This window comes from Aquitalea aquatilis (assembly GCF_005155025.1).
GTDB classification, from domain to species: Bacteria; Pseudomonadota; Gammaproteobacteria; order Burkholderiales; family Chromobacteriaceae; genus Aquitalea; species Aquitalea aquatilis.
On sequence record NZ_CP039731.1, the window covers coordinates 1,260,537 to 1,277,717 of the forward strand.

Below are 17,181 nucleotides of genomic sequence, written 5' to 3' on the forward strand. Positions count from 1 at the left end.
CTGCACGCCAGACAGCCCGGGGCAATATGACACCGGGCAGTGCCTTGCACCCTACTCCCTATTACTAGAGCGACGGGAAATTTTCGCATTGCAGCATCCAATTGTGGTCGATCTACCCGTTGCCGGCTTATCCGGCGCGCCGTAACGGCGGCGCTAAACCAGCTGGGCATGGTTGCGCGCAAACAGCGCATAACAGCTGCAGGCCGCCAGCTGCAAGCCGGGCCGGTTCAGAATACTGACCACGCCACGGCGATAGCCAATCAGGCCCTGGCGCTGCAACTGGCCTGCCGCCTGCGTGATGCCGACCCGGCGCACGCCCAGCATGTCGGCCAGCATTTGCTGGGTGAAATGGATTTCATCCCCTGGCAGGCGGTCGTGTGCCATCAGCAGCCAGCAGGCCAGCCGTGGCTTGATCTGGTGAAAGTGGGCACAGCTGGCAGACAGCGCCAGCTGTTCGTGCGTGGCATAGAGATAGCGCTGGCTCAGCCGGATCAGCGGGCGGCTATGCCGCAGCGCATGCCAGAAGCCCAGATAGCTCAGCTGCAGCCCCCGTCCGGCTTCCATGACCGTGGCCTGCAAGGGAGAGCGTGCCTTGCCCAATACCAGGCCGGCACCCAGCATGCCCTCATTGCCGAACATGCCGGCCGCCACGCCATGATTACCGCTCGCGGCCTGCACCACCACCAGCCCGGACAGCGGGAAATAGACCTGACTGCCGCCATGGCCGGGCAGGCCCAGCCGGGTGGCCAGCGGTAATGCCGTTTCCTCGCATAGTGCCAGCAGCTGGCGGCGGTCGGCAGCGGGCAAACGCTGCAAGATGCAATTATATGGCTGCGCCATGTTTCCACTCCGCGCCGCAAGCCCGGCGGTGATTGGCAGCCCGGTATTGAGCGCCACCGCCAGCCTGCGCGCAGCAGCAAGCGCTGACTGTCTGTTACCGCGCTTAGCGCATCGGCCATCCACACCGGATTTTACCGATGGCCAGGCCAATGTTTGCCAACGCACATACGAGCGGATCGCGGCTGCCACAAGATAGGGCTGGCGGAAAAACATCTCCGTCTGGCCTGCCGGATTCCATTGCTGCTGCCCTGCTGCTGGATGAGGCCAGGCCCGATTTGCACTGCCCGGGCAAGGGAACAAGCCCCTTTCCCGGCAGCCACCATGACCCGTAGCGGAGAACATTCATGAGCACTACATATCAGCCATTGCCCACATTCAGCCAGCCCGTCGTGGGGCTGGGCCTCAAATTCATGGCCATTTCCCTGGACTGCGCAGAGAAAATCGTCCACTTCAATCTGGCCTTGGGCCGGGCCGGGATGGACACCTGCGCCTTGTCGATGAAAGAGCTGACAGTTGCTGCCTCGCCAGAGGAAACCATGAGCAAAATCAGCAAGATAAGCAGCGATGCCTCCAGCAAGGTCATGCACTGCTCAAGCGAGCTGTGTAACGACCTGTCCAAAAGCCATGAAGACCTGTGTGCGCTGACCGAGCATCATTTCAGCGCCTTGCGCAGCGTACTGTCCGACCTGCCTGCCGCTGACGGCAGCAAAAAGAAAACCGTCAGCACGGCCCTGTAAACCTTTCCCGCAGCCTGGCCCGGCTCGTGCTGTGCCGGGCTGCTGGCTTTTTACAGCGCCCGGCGTGGTGGCAGCAAGCGCTCATACTCTTTTTTCACCACCGCATAACACTCGCAAGTACGGCTTTCCAGCGCCTCACGATCCAGCACCTTGATATGGCCACGGGAATAACTGATCACCCCCTCGCGCTGCAGATTCAGCGCCGCATTGGTGACCCCCTCGCGGCGGACCCCCAGCATGTTGGCAATCAGCTCCTGCGTCATGCACAGCTCATTGCCCTGCAGCCGGTCCAGGCTGAGCAGCAGCCAGCGGCACAGCTGCTGATCCAGCGAGTGGTGCCGGTTGCATACCGCGGTTTGCGACATCTGGGTAATCAGCGCCTGGGTATAGCGCAGCAGAAGATGCATGAAGGGCAGCGAGCGGTCGAATTCCTGGCGGATGATTTTTGCCGGCAGACGGTAGCCACTTCCCCCGCTCTGGACCACCGCCCGGCTGGGGGTGGACTCCCCGCCCATGAACAGGGCAATACCGACGATGCCTTCATTGCCCACCACGGCAATCTCAGCGGAGTCGCCATTCTCCATGACATACAGCAGTGAAACGATGGCCGTCACCGGGAAATACACGTGACTCAGCGTGTGGCCAGACTCGTACAGTGTCTTGCCCAGCGGCAGTTCCACTTTTTCGAGAAAGGGAGTGATGTGTATCAGCTCAGTATCGGGCAAGACCTCAAGCAGGCCATTGCCCAGACAAGTATCCATCTGTCACCTCCGCATATTGAACCGTTTAATTCAATCTCTATAAACATAATCTAAAAATTAAGCAGAGTCTGTACGCTAACGAACATTAAGACTTGCGGCAGCAGGCCTGCACCACAGTAATCCAGCCGGCGATCAGCAGGGCAGGCCGACCCACCTGCTATGTGCGCCAGCAGACAGACGAGCGGGCCGGCCAGGCCTGACGATGGCCCTTCACAGGACCAGGAGGTGCAATCATGATCAAGACCGACAGCCAACTGCAGGCGGATGTGATGGCCGAGCTGCAGTGGGACCCGCAGATCAATGCCAGCCATATCGGCGTACAGGCCAGCGATGGCGTCATTACCCTGAGCGGGCATGTGACTGACTTCAACCAGAAATGGGCCGCCGAACATGCCGCGTTGCGGGTGGCTGGTGTGCAGGCCATCGCCATCGAAATCAACGTGGAACTGCCCTGGCCAGACCGCCGTACCGACAGCGACATTTCCGGTGCCGCCGCCCATGCACTGCAGCTGGTGGGCGCACTCAAGGGCCACGCCATCAAGGTGATGGTGGAAAACGGCTGGATCACCCTGTCCGGTGATGTGGAATGGGATTTCCAGCGCAAGACCGCTACCCGGCTGCTGCGCCACCTGACTGGCGTCACCGGCGTCAGCTGCGAAATTGCGCTGCGCAGCAAGCTGGTCAGTGCAGCCATCAAGGAAGAAGTGGAAGCCGCGCTTAAACGGCGCGCCATTCATGATATCGACAGCATCACCGTGAGCATTTCCGGGCCGGATGTCATTCTGGGTGGCACCGTACACAGCTGGTCGGAGCGGGCACTGGCCAACCATGCCGCCGCCGGCCTGCCGGGTGTGCGCAATGTCATCGACAAGATTGCCGTGCTTATCTGAGGGTGACGACGCCGCGCCGCCAACTGCCAACGCGGAAGATATCTTGCGCTATGCCGGTTAACGCACAGACGGCCCAGCGCCAGGCGCGCATGGTGGAGTGGATGTCGGGTGAACTCACCCGACACAATCAGTAAGACCAGAGGTACACGCAATGACTTCCATCACCGAAAAGCACGACACCGCAAAACCCGCCGACAGTAGCAACAGCAAGGCCAATGCCGGCATCACCAGTACCGGCCCGGTATTCAGCCAGAAGGGCAATACCGTTGAATCCGGCAAGGACGTCGCCAAGGACGCAGCAGGCAAAGAGCCCGGCAACATGCAGGACAAGGCCGCGGACAACACCAAGGCCTGAGCCGCGCACCGCACTAGCGGACTCGCCTGCTACTAAGCCAAGGCTGTCCGCCATGCACACCCCGGCCTGCCTTGTGGCACCAGCCTGGCGGTAATAAGCTGCCTGTCAATTTCATCCCGGAATTGATGGGCATTTTGCATGATGGCGGGCACGGGCCAGCCGCCACCCGCCCGGTCAGACGGAGCCAGCTTGATGACTACTTTCCAACGCATGGAGAGCGACAGCTTTGGCAGCATCGCCATCCCCGCCGATGCCCTGTGGGGGCCGCAAACCCAGCGCTCGCTGCAACACTTTGCCATTTCAAACGAAACCATGCCGCCAGCGCTGATCCATGCCCTGGCCGCCGTCAAGCGCGCTGCCGCACAGGCAAACAGTGAACTGGGCCTGCTGGACGCCAACAAGGCCCAGGCCATCATGGCTGCCTGCGATGCCATCTGCGCCGGTCAGCATGCGCGGCAGTTTCCGCTGTCGGTCTGGCAAACCGGCTCCGGCACGCAAAGCAATATGAACATGAACGAAGTGCTGGCCAATCTGGCCAGCCTGGCGCTGGGTGGCCTGCCTAGCCAGCCTGCCGTGCTGCACCCCAATGACGACATCAACCGGGGGCAGTCATCCAACGACGTATTCCCCACCGCCATGCACCTGGCCGCCGCACTGGGCCTGAGCCGGCAACTGCTGCCGGCGCTTGGCACGCTGCGCGCCATGCTGCAGGCCAAAGCGCAGGCGTACTCCCAGCTTATCAAGATTGGCCGCACCCACCTGCAAGACGCCACCCCGCTAACCCTGGGCCAGGAAATATCAGGCTGGGCCGCACAACTGCAGCATGCCGAACAAGCCGTGCAAAACAGCCTGCCCGCACTCTGCCAGCTGGCCATCGGCGGCACTGCCGTGGGTACCGGGCTCAACACCCACCCGCAGTTTGGCGACCGGGTAGCCGCCATCCTGGCAGCACAAACCGGCCTGCCCCTGCGCAGCGCAGACAATAAATTTGCCGCCCTGGCCGGGCACGATGCCATGGTGGTGGCCCACGGCGCGCTGAAAACGCTGGCCACCGCGCTGATGAAAATCGCCAACGACATCCGCTGGCTGGCATCCGGCCCGCGCTGTGGCCTGGGCGAACTGATTTTGCCGGCCAACGAAGCCGGCAGCTCCATCATGCCGGGCAAGGTCAACCCCACCCAGTGCGAGGCCGTCACCATGCTGTGCTGTCAGGTGATGGGCAACGATGTGGCGCTCACCATCGGCGCGGCCTCGGGCAACTTCGAGCTGAATGTGTTCAAGCCGCTGATTGCCCACAACTTCCTGCAAAGCCTGCGTCTGCTCTGCGATGGCATGCACAGCCTGGGCCAGCACTGCATTGCCGGGCTGGAGCCAGACCGCACACGCATCGCCCAGCTGCTGGAACAATCGCTGATGCTGGTCACCGCCCTCAGCCCGCACATCGGCTATGACAAGGCCGCCAGCATTGCCCACCACGCCTTGCAGACCAACTGCACGCTGAAACAAGCGGCACTGGAACAGGCTGGCATCAGCGCCGCCCAGTTCGACGCCTGGGTGCAGCCCGCTCACATGGTGTAAGCCGCCAGGCCGCTACCGGTAACCGCCAGCGCGCCGCGCGCCACGCCCAGCCACGGACAGAAAACGGTGGCAGGCCGCACGGGCGAGAGGTTTGCCACGGCCAGCGCGGGCCGCCCAGTAATCAGCAAAGCAAGGCCAAGCCTTGCTTTTTTCTTTGCCGGACGGCGTGCGGCCAAAGCGCGGGCCTATGTCGGATGCAGGGCGGCCAGCGTACGGGTAAGCAAATGGTGCAGATGCTGCAAGATCAGATACTGGTCGCTCGGCTCCAGCGCGGCCGCATGCTCGGCATTCAGCAACTGCAGCAAACCCTCCAAGGTGCGGCGGCTTTCCAGCAGGCGCGCATCTACCTCGCTCCATTGCGCTTCCAGCCGATGGCAGACAGCCAACACATCCTGCCAGGCCTGCGCCACGGCCGGCGCGGGTTGGCTACCCAGCGCCGCCTGCATGGCGGACAGGCTGGCATGCAGCGGCCCCAGCGGCAGACAGGCTTGCTGCAGGAAATGGGCAAACTGCGGATCGGACTGACGGGGAGAAGAAAAAGACGGCTGCCCGGACGGCGGTGTATCGCGAGGCGTGCTGCTCATGGCAAATCCTCCGAGAGTTGAGAACTTCTGCCTGCCATGCCGACGCCAATCGGGGGTGGCAGGCACATGGCGGGATTGGCGTTACCGGACTCTCGGAACCGGCGCTTCCAAGGAAGCTCCCACCACGGCCCGCCATAGAAAAAGGCAAAGCAATGGTGCGAGGACTGGTGCGTATAAACGCAGCAGTCCGCCGAGAGTTGAGTCGGGACGCCAATCCCGGTGCCGCTATTGAACGGCACCGGGGGATTATCAGCCGGGAAGGGGGCCAGAAGCAAGGCAGGCGGCCAGCCAAACGCCAACACCCGACTAGACGACACTGCGTGGATGAGCACGGCGGTGGATGAGCAGATTGATGCCCCGCGCAGTCCGGCAAGGCAGAGTAAAGAATGTGACGTAAAAGCGGCTGACAAACTCATGCCAGCCACCCAAGATGGCAAAGGCGTTACCAACAACAGGAAACCGGTACCAAAGCGGCTCCCACCAAGGACTGTAAAAGCATAAAAAAAGCCCACCATGTTCAGACGTGGTGGGCTTTTTGTGGGGGAGTGGTTACTAAAGTAAAATGTTACTCAATACCCATCACTACAGAAGAAAAATAATAAAGCATTTATTTAAATTTTAGGCTCTTATTTTGTTGAGTATACGTTGCGCCGATAACATAATTAGGAGTATTAAGATCAGGATGAATACTCTTTGTAGCTATAATTATCTGCCCTTTTGCTTCAAGAGTCCCAATGTTTTTTGCTATCACCATTTGGAAGTTTTGCGATCTGGCATCTTCCATACCACCATTTTCTATTCCGTCCAAGATCATCAATCTTGGAATTCGGATATAGTTTTTTTCCAAAGATGTAAAAAGAAAAGCTAAATGCAAGGCATTGTTTAAATATACAGCGGTGCTCTCTGCAAAGGATGTTTTATTATTGACAGAAATCCTATTTGCAGCAAAATCATATTCTACTTCTGTAGCTGCTTTGAATGTTTCTTCGGTCCCAGTGTCCGTGCTGATTAAATAGAGTAAATGCTTTGCTATCGTTTGGTTTACTTCAGTCTCTCGACTTGATGAGGTTGATTGATAGGTCGAGATCGCTGTCTTTAGATCATTAACTTCACCTTGTAGCTCATTTCTTTCTTTTGAGAGTTGCTCTAGAGCCGCATGTAGCTCACCAATTTTTTCCAGATTCACAATTCTTTCTTCATATTCGCCTATTTGCTTATACAAAGTGTAATATTCTTTTTCTGCGGCACTATTCACTGACTGTAGATTTATAGATGAACTTCGTATATTTTTCTGCAAAGCCGAACGATACTCTTTCCTCTTTTTTTGCAGTTCATCTATACGCAATTTTCTTTGTTCAAGAAGACGAGTTGACTCACGAATTTGTATTTCAATCTCATTCTTCATTCGTAAAATATTTACTTCTCTCGTTTGCTTTACGTTATCTGTCCCACAAAGGTCGCAGCAACTATCACCATGATCATTGATATTGGATAAGCATGCAGGGCAAATATCAAATTTAATAGAAGTAAATGCTTTTTCTGTCCTAATTGATTCAATTATAGAGTTCAACTTGTCCCGAAGTTCGGTAATGAACTCAGTAGAATCGTTTATCTCGTAGGTTAAAGCCTGTATTTCTTCTTCGCATTCTAGAAGTTCTATCTTTTTCTTTATGTTTTCTTGTGCAAAATTTTCCGTAACTTCTTTTTCTTTAGAGTATTGAAGGGATTCAATTTCCTTCAATTTCAATACTTTCTCTTCAGATAGTTTTATTTTATTGTTTAAAGAAATTTTCTGCTGCTCTATGGAATTCAATTCTTTCGGGTAAGAGGTTTTTCCAATGACCGTATATACGGCCTGAATTTTTGCAATAACTCGATCTAATTCTTTCTCTTTTTTACTTAATTCTATTTTCTTTTCATATAAAGAATTGTCATATAGGCCCAGCAAATATCTTCCTATTGCTTCTCTCTTGAATGCAGAATCAAATTGTTCTATATTGAAAATGCATGACGCAGGGTTTGATTGATCACTATAAAGTAATCTAAAAATTTGATGCAATGTAATATTGTTATTTTCATCCGCTCGAGCTTCGGGTAGTCCTAAAATAGAAAAAATTTTTTGTGAAAAACTTTCTCTGCTGGAGTTTATTGAGTAAGGGTAGTTATTCCACTCATTGATACTTGTCAAAATAGCTTGATCATATGCTTTAAAGCAAATATCAATTGGTTGTTTCTCTTTTTCAGAATGAAGCCTTCGCAAAGTCAGTGGGGGGTGGCCATTCGTCTCAATCTCTACAAAAATCGAATCACAGCTATTTGCTTCAACTCGCCAATTGCGAATCTCATATCCGAGACCATACATCAGCAGCTGAATAACTGAGGTTTTTCCACCACCATTGCGACCACTTAAAATATTCAGACCGTAATGAAATTTTTCATCATAGACTACCTGCCCTTTCCAATGAGCAACAAGCCTGTTAATTTTTAATGTTGGATGAAATAGAGTCATACTTGTATTCCATTAAATGGCTTGATGCCTTCAGCCCATTTTGGCCATAAAGTTCTTGATCAGCAAGAACGTTATTTATAAATGCAATTACATCTTTTATTTCTTGGCGGACTTCAATTTCTGTAAGAGCAAATAACTCTGGAGAGTAATTTTCTTTCAAAATCACATACGAACTACTGTTGGGTATTTTTTGTAATATCTTAGATATTATTAAATTGTCAATAACGGAATTCTGAATTGATTTCATGGACTCGAACAAAAAATACGCATCGAAAACATTATACGAATTTTTGAATTTCTTGAATGGGTTTTTTTGCTTTTGTAACTCTCTTGGAAGAGTGATTCGAGAAACGTGAACAGGAAAGGCAAGTAGAAAGTCATATATTCTAAGGCGGTCGTGCTCAATTTTTCCTTTACTGGTTCCGTTCAGAACATTAAGTAATCGAAAAAGTGTATGGTAAGGATCTAGAGCTTTATTGTAGAGTAGCATCACTTCCACTCCAGATGACAGTTGCCAGTTAGAAAATATACCATTCCTCTTAATTGGCGAGAATATATATCTAAAACATTCTCACCAAGCTTCTCATTCAACACATTTTCGATACTTTGTCTCAGAATAAGACTTAGCTCGTGATCCTGGCATTTATTTCTAATTTTAGGCTTTATTTCAGAATTGAAAATTGACTCAATTTCGGCAAGCAAGTATGTAATGATTTTTTGAGCAGACTTGTAGTGTTGGTATTTTACAATCAGTTTCGAGACAGACTCTTTCAGGTCCTCTGCATCTTTTATCAGGTAGGAATACCCAGCTTCAGATAGTTTTGTACTCAAATCTCGAATATCAGACTTACTGTTTTTATAATGAGTAAGTTCGTCAATTAACTGATTAGTACAGGATTTGTTCTCGACCTCTTTTTTATAAAGATTAGAAAAGAGGTCAAGCTGAGTTGGACGGGGAAGGTATATTTCATATTTGTCACCAGCGGTTACGTCGCCAAGTGCAGTTATATTTTCTTGCTTAACAACTTTTCTAGCTGAAAACATAGCAATTACTTATGAATCTTATCGCCGGCAGTTACATCACCAGCGGAAATAATGTTCTGCTGTACAATTTTTTTACCGCCGACCCATTTGATCGCTACCTTTACACCTAAACCTAAGACAGCCAAACCAGCAATTACAGCGAGAGCGATGATGAGTAAAGAATTCATTTTGATTTATAGAGAGAGTATGAAAAAGGTTCTCTAAAGATAACTCATACGAAATGCATAATGCAAAAATTTCTACTATGGAATGTACATCTAGTGATACTTCAAAACAGACGTGGCGAGTGTAAGCATTTGATTGTATTGAATTTATTTACAACCAAGATTGAAAGTAGAATGATTTATCATGTCACCTGCAACCTAAAGATGAAAAGAATCAGTGCATCTCCTGGTTCGGATGTGTTGATTTGTGTGAGTCAGAAATTATGTGTGCAGCCGTAACTTTCACCGCTCAATCGAAGGTCTGCTAAGGCCAAAAAAAAGCCACCGTTCTCGGTGGCTTTTTCATTAACTGAATCAGTAGCTTTTCACTAACCTGACGCAACTATACTGTTGGTGTCACCCGTCAGAGCTTATGTAGGATCCCATTTCTGTCTAGATTTGGGTCTTTGCCAAATCAACGAGGTTCTAGCTGAAAGTGGGACGGATCAGGTACCGGCGTCCCATTTTCGTAGATGATCCTCTGCCAGGCTTTATCACGTCGCTTCACCGTGTCGTGCCACTTCGTCAGATCGCCAACACTGTGCTTGTCGATGAACTGGTCAAGCGCTTCAGAACGAGTATATACCAGCTGGCGGCATGCTTCGATGCTGGTTCCCCGAAGGGGGTAGATCGATACTGCCTTCAGCATGAGCATTGCTTTTCTGGGGGAGCGGCCGATCCTGTCCGCGATCTCGGTACCGAAGATGTGTTGCCGGAGGAAGCGATCGACATCCACCTTGCGTACCCTGGAGCCCTGATGTTTCTGGTTGCCGATTTTTTGAGCTGGAATGTATTCATTTTGGGTTAGCCAGTAAGCAACTTGCTGTTTCACCCCTAATACTTCCGCAAGCTCTGGAATCGTAATCCAGTTGACTCGATCTGTTTGCATGGTAGCTCGCCACTGGATCAGATCCTTGCGCTTGAACACCCAGCGGCTGATGCCTGCTTTGCCGATGAGCGTTTTGGTCAGCACCAGCGTCCCCGCTTTGACCTCCTCTACCAACGACACGATCTCGTCCGCGTTCCACTGCCAGTAGTGCAGCACATCCGCTAGCGAGACTTCATCATCATCTACACTGTAGGTGCGTGGCAGTTCCTCGCCCAGTTCTGCTAGCTGGTATACCTCTGTGCTGGATATGCACCATGGTAGGTGCTGCTGGTCGTTCACTCGCCTGGCTGATGGGAAAAGTAGTTTCAATATTCGTCGCATCCGGACTTTGCCCAAGCCGAGAATCTCCATGGCTTTGGTCATCGTGATCTCGCCAGCCAAATCCTCCTCGACTTGTGCCAACTGGTCTTTTCTAACCATCAGGAAATGTCGGCCCCTAGTACTGAACGACTCTTGTCCATCCAGTTGCCCAGAGCGGATAAGATAGCGCAGCCTGGCCATCGAGATGCCTAATCGCTCAGCAGCTGCTTTGCCAGTAATCCACTGAACATTTTCGAAGATATCTTCGAGTATGGAGTTGGGCAAACGTTGATTTCTCTTGGCAAGCGAGCCTTTCCAGTCATGAGCCATCCACTGGAAAAAGGCATATCGCACCGGCTCGTAGATACCACCGCGCAGCCCACCTTTAAATAAGTACTGGTATGCATCCTTGAAAACGGCCTTCAGACTCATCCTGTGCTTTCCCCCGGTGTTTTGCAGCACGTCGAGGGTCTGGTGGAACTTCTCGGGCCAAAAGACCAGCATCTCTGCTGCCAGTGATGAAATGGCCCAGGAAACAGCCATCGATCCCGCATCAGCAATTTTGAGGGGTTTCAGTCCGGCAGCGGGATCCAGATACGCACCCAAATATCGGAGCAGCGATTGAACTTGGGCAACTGTCATTTCATTGAATGGGTATCCCTGCTGATAGCGGATGTCCTGTCTGTGCAGAATCTGCTCCAGCACCTCGCCGAGCAAAATGCTGGCTGGCGGCGCGTCCTCCGGTATTTCTTGCCGCAGGTCTGCGCCACAGTTGCAGCGCAGCAAGTTATCCCGCTGCCAGGTCAGGTGTTCGCCACAGCTCGAGCATTGGTCGATCAACCACACGCCATGCTTATGGCAGGCGTCAAAGTGCAAAACCTCCCAACCAAGCCGCCAGCGTGGATCCTCTCCCAAGCAGTATGGGCAAAACCGGGCGTGCTGCCGATTCCAGATGCCGGGATGCTCTTGCTGAAGCTGGGCCACGTATCCCACCTGCTGATGCAGTTCCTGGTAGAGCTGTGGATGTGGCAGTAGCTGTTGTTGCAGCAAAGCTTCCGGATTGAAGGCAATGCCAATCTCCTCCAGGTCACGCAGGTTCATAAAGTTAGCTTCTGCTAGTCTGAACAGATAGCCAGTCGGCCCCTCGCTCCGGGAAGGATGGGGGCGGATCAACAGAGTTGGTACTGGTGGCAGTGGAGTAGTGCCGTCATGCATTGCTTGCCCCTCCTTTGGTTGACCGTAATCCGAGTTTCATGGCGACGGGCGAGCCGACGGGATCCTTGCGTGTATGCTGGTAAAAGACCTCTCCAGGTTGCGTCAACGGCCGTAATGGTGACTCAGGATGGAATGGGTTCAAGATGTCTGGCACGTCCTTCCAGATGCGCTCGCGGAAACCGGCAGCTAGCACATCAAGCGACAAGGTACTCAGCCCGGCCAGGTTGGCCGCCGATACGGCTCCTTCCAACAGCTTGATGGTGTAGTCGACTAAACCAAAGCTTGCCGCATGGATGCGCCGGGCCAAGTTGGCCTCGTACAAGGGAATTTCGCTTTCCATCGGCAGGCACGAGGCAATGGCTTTGAGCAGACCGCGGTACTCGATGAAGTCGGCCTCATCCTCAAGAGAAAAGGGATCAACCGGAACACTTGGAGAGAAGCGACGAGACAGTTGCTCATTACTGCGAATGACAAGTTCAGCTGCGGGTAAGCCGCACCCGACTATGCCCAGCCTGGTACTTTCCAGTAGATTCTTCAGCCAGTCAGTGACATCTCGAAATGCAGCCACGGTAGGGGGGTAGAACAGATGCTGAAACTCATCGAGCAGCAACATTTCCACGCCACAGCGCTTGATGAATGCTACAAGCCGGGTCGTCTTCTCGGGTGCTGTACCGCTGTGTGACTTATGGTCACCCATCGCTTCAAGGATGGCCCCAGCCAAGCTCCGCACCGTTGGAGAGGATGGCACCTTCGCAACTAGAACCGGTAGATGTGTCCGTTGTCCCTCGAAAGCACGTGGATACTCCGCTTCATACGCCTCGAGGATGGTGCTCTTACCTGCACCAGAAGGGCCAATCAGCAAAACACCGCCCCCCACCCCATGGGTGCGACGGCGATGATGCAACTCGGCGATCTGAAATAGCGCGTTCCGGAATCGTTGATGGCAAATCGGTTCCAGCAGCAGCTTGTAGCCCAGCACCTTGTCCGAGGTAAAACCGGCAGCGGGTACAAACTTCTTCATCATCAGAAGGGGATCCATCAGACACCCCCTTTCTTGGGCAAGACCGAAAACTCAGGTAAGTCGTCGCCCAAGCCGTCCGGCAGGTCTACTGGAGGGGCAACCTTCTTCCGTCTGGCGGGTTTTCTGGCTTCGGCCAACGGGTCCTGCTTTGCCAGTGCAGCCTCGCTGTTCAGGTTGAACTGGCGTGCCCCCGACTTCCGGTAGCCCATCTTTTTGTGCTGCAGTGCCGCTTGCGCCATCTCCTGAATTTCGCGCTTTGCTTCCAGTAGCTCCGGTGTATTGCACTGCTCGCCGAATTTTTTGCGAGCATGGGCGCGAATAGTGCGGTGCATTTCCCTGGTGAGGCCCGCGGCGTACTCCATATCTCTGGCTGGAACACGGAGGTAAACCTTGCTGTCCGGATCCAGGACGTGGATATGGCTGACCTGATCTTCGTAGTACTTGATATCCACCGGGAGGTTTTTGCCGGTGCGACGGCGAATCAGCTGCACAAGGTGGTCGTTGTAATGCAGCCCGTCGAACTCCACGCCGTAATGGAACAGCGTGCGCTGGACGGGGATGCCGGCAATCAGCTCCAGCTGCTGCGGGTTGACCGGCAAAGCAATGGGCGTTGTCTGGGCCGACTCTTGCCATCGGTCCAATGGCCGGCTGTTGATGCCCCGGTGTGGCGTGACGTTGTAAACATCGACGATCCACTTGGTGATCAAGTGGGTCAACGTCTGCATATCCAGGCAAGCCTGCTTTTCTGATTCGTAGTCACCTCGCTGCTTCGGATTGGAAAACGTGGTCCCAGGCAGGGTGTGAATGTGACCCGCACTCATCGTACGAATGTAGCGCTCGATCCCCCCTTTTTGGTAAGACATCTTCGAGCCGCAGAACAACACCACAATGCTCAACTCCAGGCAGCCTTGTTCAAACCCGGTGCTGTGAAGGTCGGGCCCATTGTCTACCGCAACTAGCTGCGGGATACCGTAGGCTGGCCAGCAATTCTTGATGTCCGGAAATTGAGCGAGGAGATCATCTTTTGGCAGGATGGCACGCCTCAGGCATTGCAAGAGCGAGTTGGCCGATGGCGCACCGATGCTGATGTAGAAGCCAACGATCATTCGTGAATAGTGGTCAATCGCCAGGGTAATCCACGGCCGTCCCAGCGCCAGGCCTGTCACCAAGTCGATGATGATGATATCCAGCGGCGTATGGTCGATCTCAATGCGCTCCAGAATGGCTTGAGTCTTGACCATCCCAATGGCGGCCCGGTACTTCATGCGTGTGGCTTCAGCCCCTTCCCGAGCCAGATCAACGAGGTCTTGTTGAAGCTCCCCCAGCCAGCGGTAAACTGTGGTGCGCCCCGGACATTTCATCTGCTCATGTGCGGGCAGTACCTGGTTGATAGCCTGAACACGCGCTTTAATCCGTTCATAGACAGTAAGCTTGGGCAGCTTGTTGTCTGTCAGGTAAACCTCGGCGATGACCTCTTCAAAGATGGCGTAACTTGGCTTGTGCTGGTGGATTGAAGCCGAGCGATTCCACGGAATCAGCTTCAAAATGGACCGCGTTTGCCGGTAACGCCGCCACCAGGCTGAAACGGTCGACGGACACGGCGGATCTGTATCACCGATCTCTTCTGAGATTTCACGGATACGTTCTTCCCATACCGCCGAGTTATAGGGTGTCTGCTCGGGATTCAGCTTCTGCAGATAATGTAGCCGGCGTTTGGCAATCTCCTGGATTTTGGGCGGGTAGGTCGATAGATCACGGGGGGTAACCACGTAGATCACATTCCCCAGATTGGCCAGCGACTGCTCATCGATCAGCCACTCTTGTGACTGCCAGCGCTCCAAGAGTTCGGCATATGTCAGGCTCAGAATTTCGCCGTCCTCGGAGCACAGCTGCAACTTGCCACTGGCGAGTCTCCGGTCCAGTTCCCAACGAGTCTGTCCGGCGATGAAGCAAAGTCCACGCTTAAAAGTAAATCGCTGCATGATTGCCTCCCTCAGGTAAGTGCACAAGGGATGCAGGTGTGAGTACTAGCGACAGGTCAGCGATAAGCAAGCCCTTTGCTATCAGGGCATAGGCGACACCCATGCCGAAAATATCCATGCATTCCTGGAGGGTTGCGTAATCATGCCCTTTCAGTGTTGCTGCAACCCCCTTGGCTGACGGTAAATGTTCTGGAGGGTGCTTGTACCAATGTTGTAGTTTCCTAAGATTGCTGAACTGAGGCTCTTGGCGGATTTCATGTTCAGTCAGAATCAGAAAGTGTTCACCCTGCTCTTGCAGATACAGCGCTATCCGCTGGTATTTGGCCTTCACCACTGGACGTTTGAGCTCCTCTGCGGGCTTGACCTCAATGAGCAATGAAGTCTCATCGCACAAGTTAACGCGTACATCAGGGACATAACGACACATCCTTTCGCCGTCCCAATAGATAACCTCCTCTGGCTGCTCCTGATAGCTGATCACACCCGGTGACAGCTCAACTAACATCAGCGCATCTTTCTCTAGAGGGGACTCCCAGACCACCATCCTGTTGAGTTTTTTAGAAGGGGAGTCACCGCGGATGTGCCGCCCCCGGCGGGTAACGACTTTACGTACTCGCATCGTATTCTCCTGGTAGCGCAGGCAAGACTTCTCCCTGCGCTACCACGCATCTGTTTAGGAAAAGCCAATCGCAGGACGAGCGAAGCCGCCGTTCAGCAGCTTGCTGACCGTTTTTGGCTTGAAATGGGGGAATGTGGCTTGACCGCTAGGATGCGCGAGACGATACTGAGCTTGTCTAGGGCAAAGGTTTCGGCTTTTGCATCAAAGGGCTAGCCACTGTGCTAGCCTTTTACATTTCTGCTCCTCCTTCAAATTGATGTTGCTGGGGATACTCCCGGCAAGGGCAGTTCCTCTTCTTTCCTCAACATGCTTCATGTGGACTGGGGGCCGTTGAGCGGACATCCCAAAGCCATGATGCGACATCGCACGTCAGGGCATACCGCCCCCTTCTTCCCGGCAAAGTGAATATGCGTACCTCCAACTTTCCTTGGCGGATTGCTTTGTCAAAGCCGGCCCAAGTCTTGAAGCCCAAGGCTTGCCATAGCACCGCATCGCCCATCAATGGTCCATAGGCATCCAGCAGACTGCGCTGCAATTCGTCGAAGGAGGCTGAGGTAGTCATGGTCAGGTGAAATCAGATTGGGCTGGATATAGAGGAGTGATACCAAACTCTGTGGTAACGTGAAAGCGGCCATGAAAAGGGGAGTTTCATGATACCAAGTGATGTAAAGCGGATGGGAAGGCCCCGCCACTCGCCGGTAGAGAGGTTGCGAGCCAAGCTGTGGTACTACGCGGTCAAGTCGAGAACCTCACTTAGTGACTACCAGCTTGATCTGTTCTTTCTGGAGAAGCTGGGGCGTCGGCCGAAAGATCCCCAGATGCGTAGCCGGATTTTCGAAACAATACGTTTGCACGGCACGCTTCCTTCTAATGGAAATCATCCCAAACGCGATTTCGATCTGATTCAACTGGTGGAGGAGGAGACTGCCTTTGCCGGTACGGCAGAGCTTTTTTACTCCCCTTATTGGCAGCTTTTGACGCGTAATGACTTGGAAATTGTTGTTTACCACGACATTGCACAGGCGGCGATGAGTCGATTGGGGCTAGCACGAACGGACTATTACGGAGAAAAATCTATTCGGAACATTTGCCATCAGAGTCATGAGAAGGTGATGCCGAGTTTGCCGATTCCCAACGATTATATGTATAAAATGTATGGACAAATGCTACATAAGGTGATGAAAAGTGGCTCGCCAACATTGGACAATCTAGTTCTCCTGGGGGCCCTGTTTCGCGAGGCATACTTGGCATGTGCCTTAGAGATCGCCATTCAGGTCAGGGATTGTTACTGCGAGTTACTAACAGATTATGTGTGTCAGGACTGGCTTGATCCAATTGCTAAAGCATTACAGGAAATAGGTGAAGGCTATCTGGTTTTCTCCCATGCTTATGATTACATGTATGGACCAGCTGAGAAGCCTCCCTATGACGATTTTCCTCTAGCGGTTGTCGAGCGCCCGATCTGGTACGCAGGCGACGTAACGTCCATGAATCAGTCTGGTCGGCAACTGGAGGAGTGGCGCAGGCTAGAGCTCTTGAAAAAACAAGGCCTAGAAGGCGTCTGATAATGTTCCCTTCGCAAGATATTTGCGGAATTCTATAGCCAACAGAATAGCTTGGGCTTCACCTACTCGACTTGACGACAAGCGGCCTC

Annotated in this window: 16 protein-coding genes; 5 read left to right on the forward strand and 11 right to left on the reverse strand. The window is 53.1% G+C overall.

Going from position 1 to position 17,181, the window contains the following annotated elements; all coding sequences use genetic code 11:
* Positions 1-153: 153 nt before the first annotated feature.
* On the reverse strand, positions 154-840 hold the full coding sequence (locus tag FAZ30_RS05760) for a Crp/Fnr family transcriptional regulator (RefSeq protein WP_168190814.1): 687 nt from the start codon (positions 838-840) through the stop codon (positions 154-156).
* A gap of 344 nt (positions 841-1,184) precedes the next feature.
* Here FAZ30_RS05760 and FAZ30_RS05765 point away from each other — a divergent pair, with 344 nt between their 5' ends.
* Positions 1,185-1,577: a hypothetical protein gene (locus FAZ30_RS05765; protein WP_137009020.1), complete on the forward strand. Its 393-nt coding sequence runs from the start codon at positions 1,185-1,187 to the stop codon at positions 1,575-1,577.
* A gap of 50 nt (positions 1,578-1,627) precedes the next feature.
* On the opposite strand, the gene FAZ30_RS05770 is transcribed toward FAZ30_RS05765, so the two are convergent.
* A complete protein-coding gene (locus tag FAZ30_RS05770) occupies positions 1,628-2,338 on the reverse strand; it encodes a Crp/Fnr family transcriptional regulator (protein WP_205676651.1) in 711 nt (236 codons plus the stop codon).
* A 233-nt stretch (positions 2,339-2,571) separates the two neighbouring features.
* On the opposite strand from FAZ30_RS05770, the gene FAZ30_RS05775 reads away from it, so the two are divergent.
* The 3 genes from FAZ30_RS05775 (at position 2,572) to fumC (ending at position 5,161) form a co-directional block, all read left to right on the forward strand.
* Positions 2,572-3,228 (forward strand): BON domain-containing protein, encoded by a 657-nt coding sequence (locus FAZ30_RS05775; protein WP_199731094.1) that lies wholly within the window; start codon positions 2,572-2,574, stop codon positions 3,226-3,228.
* A gap of 151 nt (positions 3,229-3,379) precedes the next feature.
* Positions 3,380-3,583, forward strand: coding sequence for a hypothetical protein (locus FAZ30_RS05780; protein ID WP_124645331.1), 204 nt, complete (start codon positions 3,380-3,382; stop codon positions 3,581-3,583).
* A 192-nt stretch (positions 3,584-3,775) separates the two neighbouring features.
* The gene (fumC, locus tag FAZ30_RS05785; RefSeq protein WP_124645330.1) at positions 3,776-5,161 is read left to right on the forward strand and encodes a class II fumarate hydratase; all 1,386 of its coding nucleotides are present in this window, start codon (positions 3,776-3,778) and stop codon (positions 5,159-5,161) included.
* A gap of 185 nt (positions 5,162-5,346) precedes the next feature.
* Here the strand turns inward: fumC and FAZ30_RS05790 are convergent, their stop codons facing one another.
* The 9 genes from FAZ30_RS05790 to FAZ30_RS05825 all read right to left on the reverse strand — a co-directional run bounded on the left by FAZ30_RS05790 (position 5,347) and on the right by FAZ30_RS05825 (position 15,527).
* Entirely contained in the window at positions 5,347-5,745 is a 399-nt protein-coding gene (locus FAZ30_RS05790) for a hypothetical protein (RefSeq protein WP_124645329.1), read from the reverse strand.
* A gap of 607 nt (positions 5,746-6,352) precedes the next feature.
* The gene (locus FAZ30_RS05795; protein WP_137009021.1) at positions 6,353-8,254 is read right to left on the reverse strand and encodes an AAA family ATPase; all 1,902 of its coding nucleotides are present in this window, start codon (positions 8,252-8,254) and stop codon (positions 6,353-6,355) included.
* Positions 8,223-8,744, reverse strand: coding sequence for an ABC-three component system middle component 5 (locus tag FAZ30_RS05800; protein WP_342773794.1), 522 nt, complete (start codon positions 8,742-8,744; stop codon positions 8,223-8,225). Before FAZ30_RS05800 ends, FAZ30_RS05795 begins: the two co-directional genes overlap by 32 nt.
* Positions 8,744-9,298, reverse strand: a complete 555-nt coding sequence (locus FAZ30_RS05805) for an ABC-three component system protein (RefSeq protein WP_124645326.1) — start codon at positions 9,296-9,298, stop codon at positions 8,744-8,746. The genes FAZ30_RS05800 and FAZ30_RS05805 overlap by 1 nt, the downstream gene beginning before the upstream one ends.
* Before the next feature lie 5 nt (positions 9,299-9,303).
* A complete protein-coding gene (locus tag FAZ30_RS20375; RefSeq protein WP_158613656.1) occupies positions 9,304-9,465 on the reverse strand; it encodes a hypothetical protein in 162 nt (53 codons plus the stop codon).
* Positions 9,466-9,916: 451 nt separating this feature from the next.
* Complete coding sequence (locus FAZ30_RS05810) at positions 9,917-11,905, reverse strand: helix-turn-helix domain-containing protein (protein WP_137009023.1); 1,989 nt, start codon at positions 11,903-11,905, stop codon at positions 9,917-9,919.
* Positions 11,898-12,944, reverse strand: coding sequence for a TniB family NTP-binding protein (locus FAZ30_RS05815; protein ID WP_137009025.1), 1,047 nt, complete (start codon positions 12,942-12,944; stop codon positions 11,898-11,900). The genes FAZ30_RS05810 and FAZ30_RS05815 overlap by 8 nt, the downstream gene beginning before the upstream one ends.
* On the reverse strand, positions 12,944-14,908 hold the full coding sequence (locus tag FAZ30_RS05820) for a DDE-type integrase/transposase/recombinase (protein WP_137009027.1): 1,965 nt from the start codon (positions 14,906-14,908) through the stop codon (positions 12,944-12,946). The genes FAZ30_RS05815 and FAZ30_RS05820 overlap by 1 nt, the downstream gene beginning before the upstream one ends.
* Positions 14,889-15,527 carry a TnsA endonuclease N-terminal domain-containing protein gene (locus FAZ30_RS05825; protein ID WP_137009029.1) on the reverse strand — a complete coding sequence of 213 codons (639 nt, stop codon included), beginning with the start codon at positions 15,525-15,527 and terminating at the stop codon, positions 14,889-14,891. Before FAZ30_RS05825 ends, FAZ30_RS05820 begins: the two co-directional genes overlap by 20 nt.
* Positions 15,528-16,177: 650 nt before the next feature.
* Between FAZ30_RS05825 and FAZ30_RS05830 the strand changes: the two genes are divergently transcribed.
* On the forward strand, positions 16,178-17,092 hold the full coding sequence (locus FAZ30_RS05830) for a hypothetical protein (RefSeq protein WP_137009031.1): 915 nt from the start codon (positions 16,178-16,180) through the stop codon (positions 17,090-17,092).
* Positions 17,093-17,181: the final 89 nt, after the last annotated feature.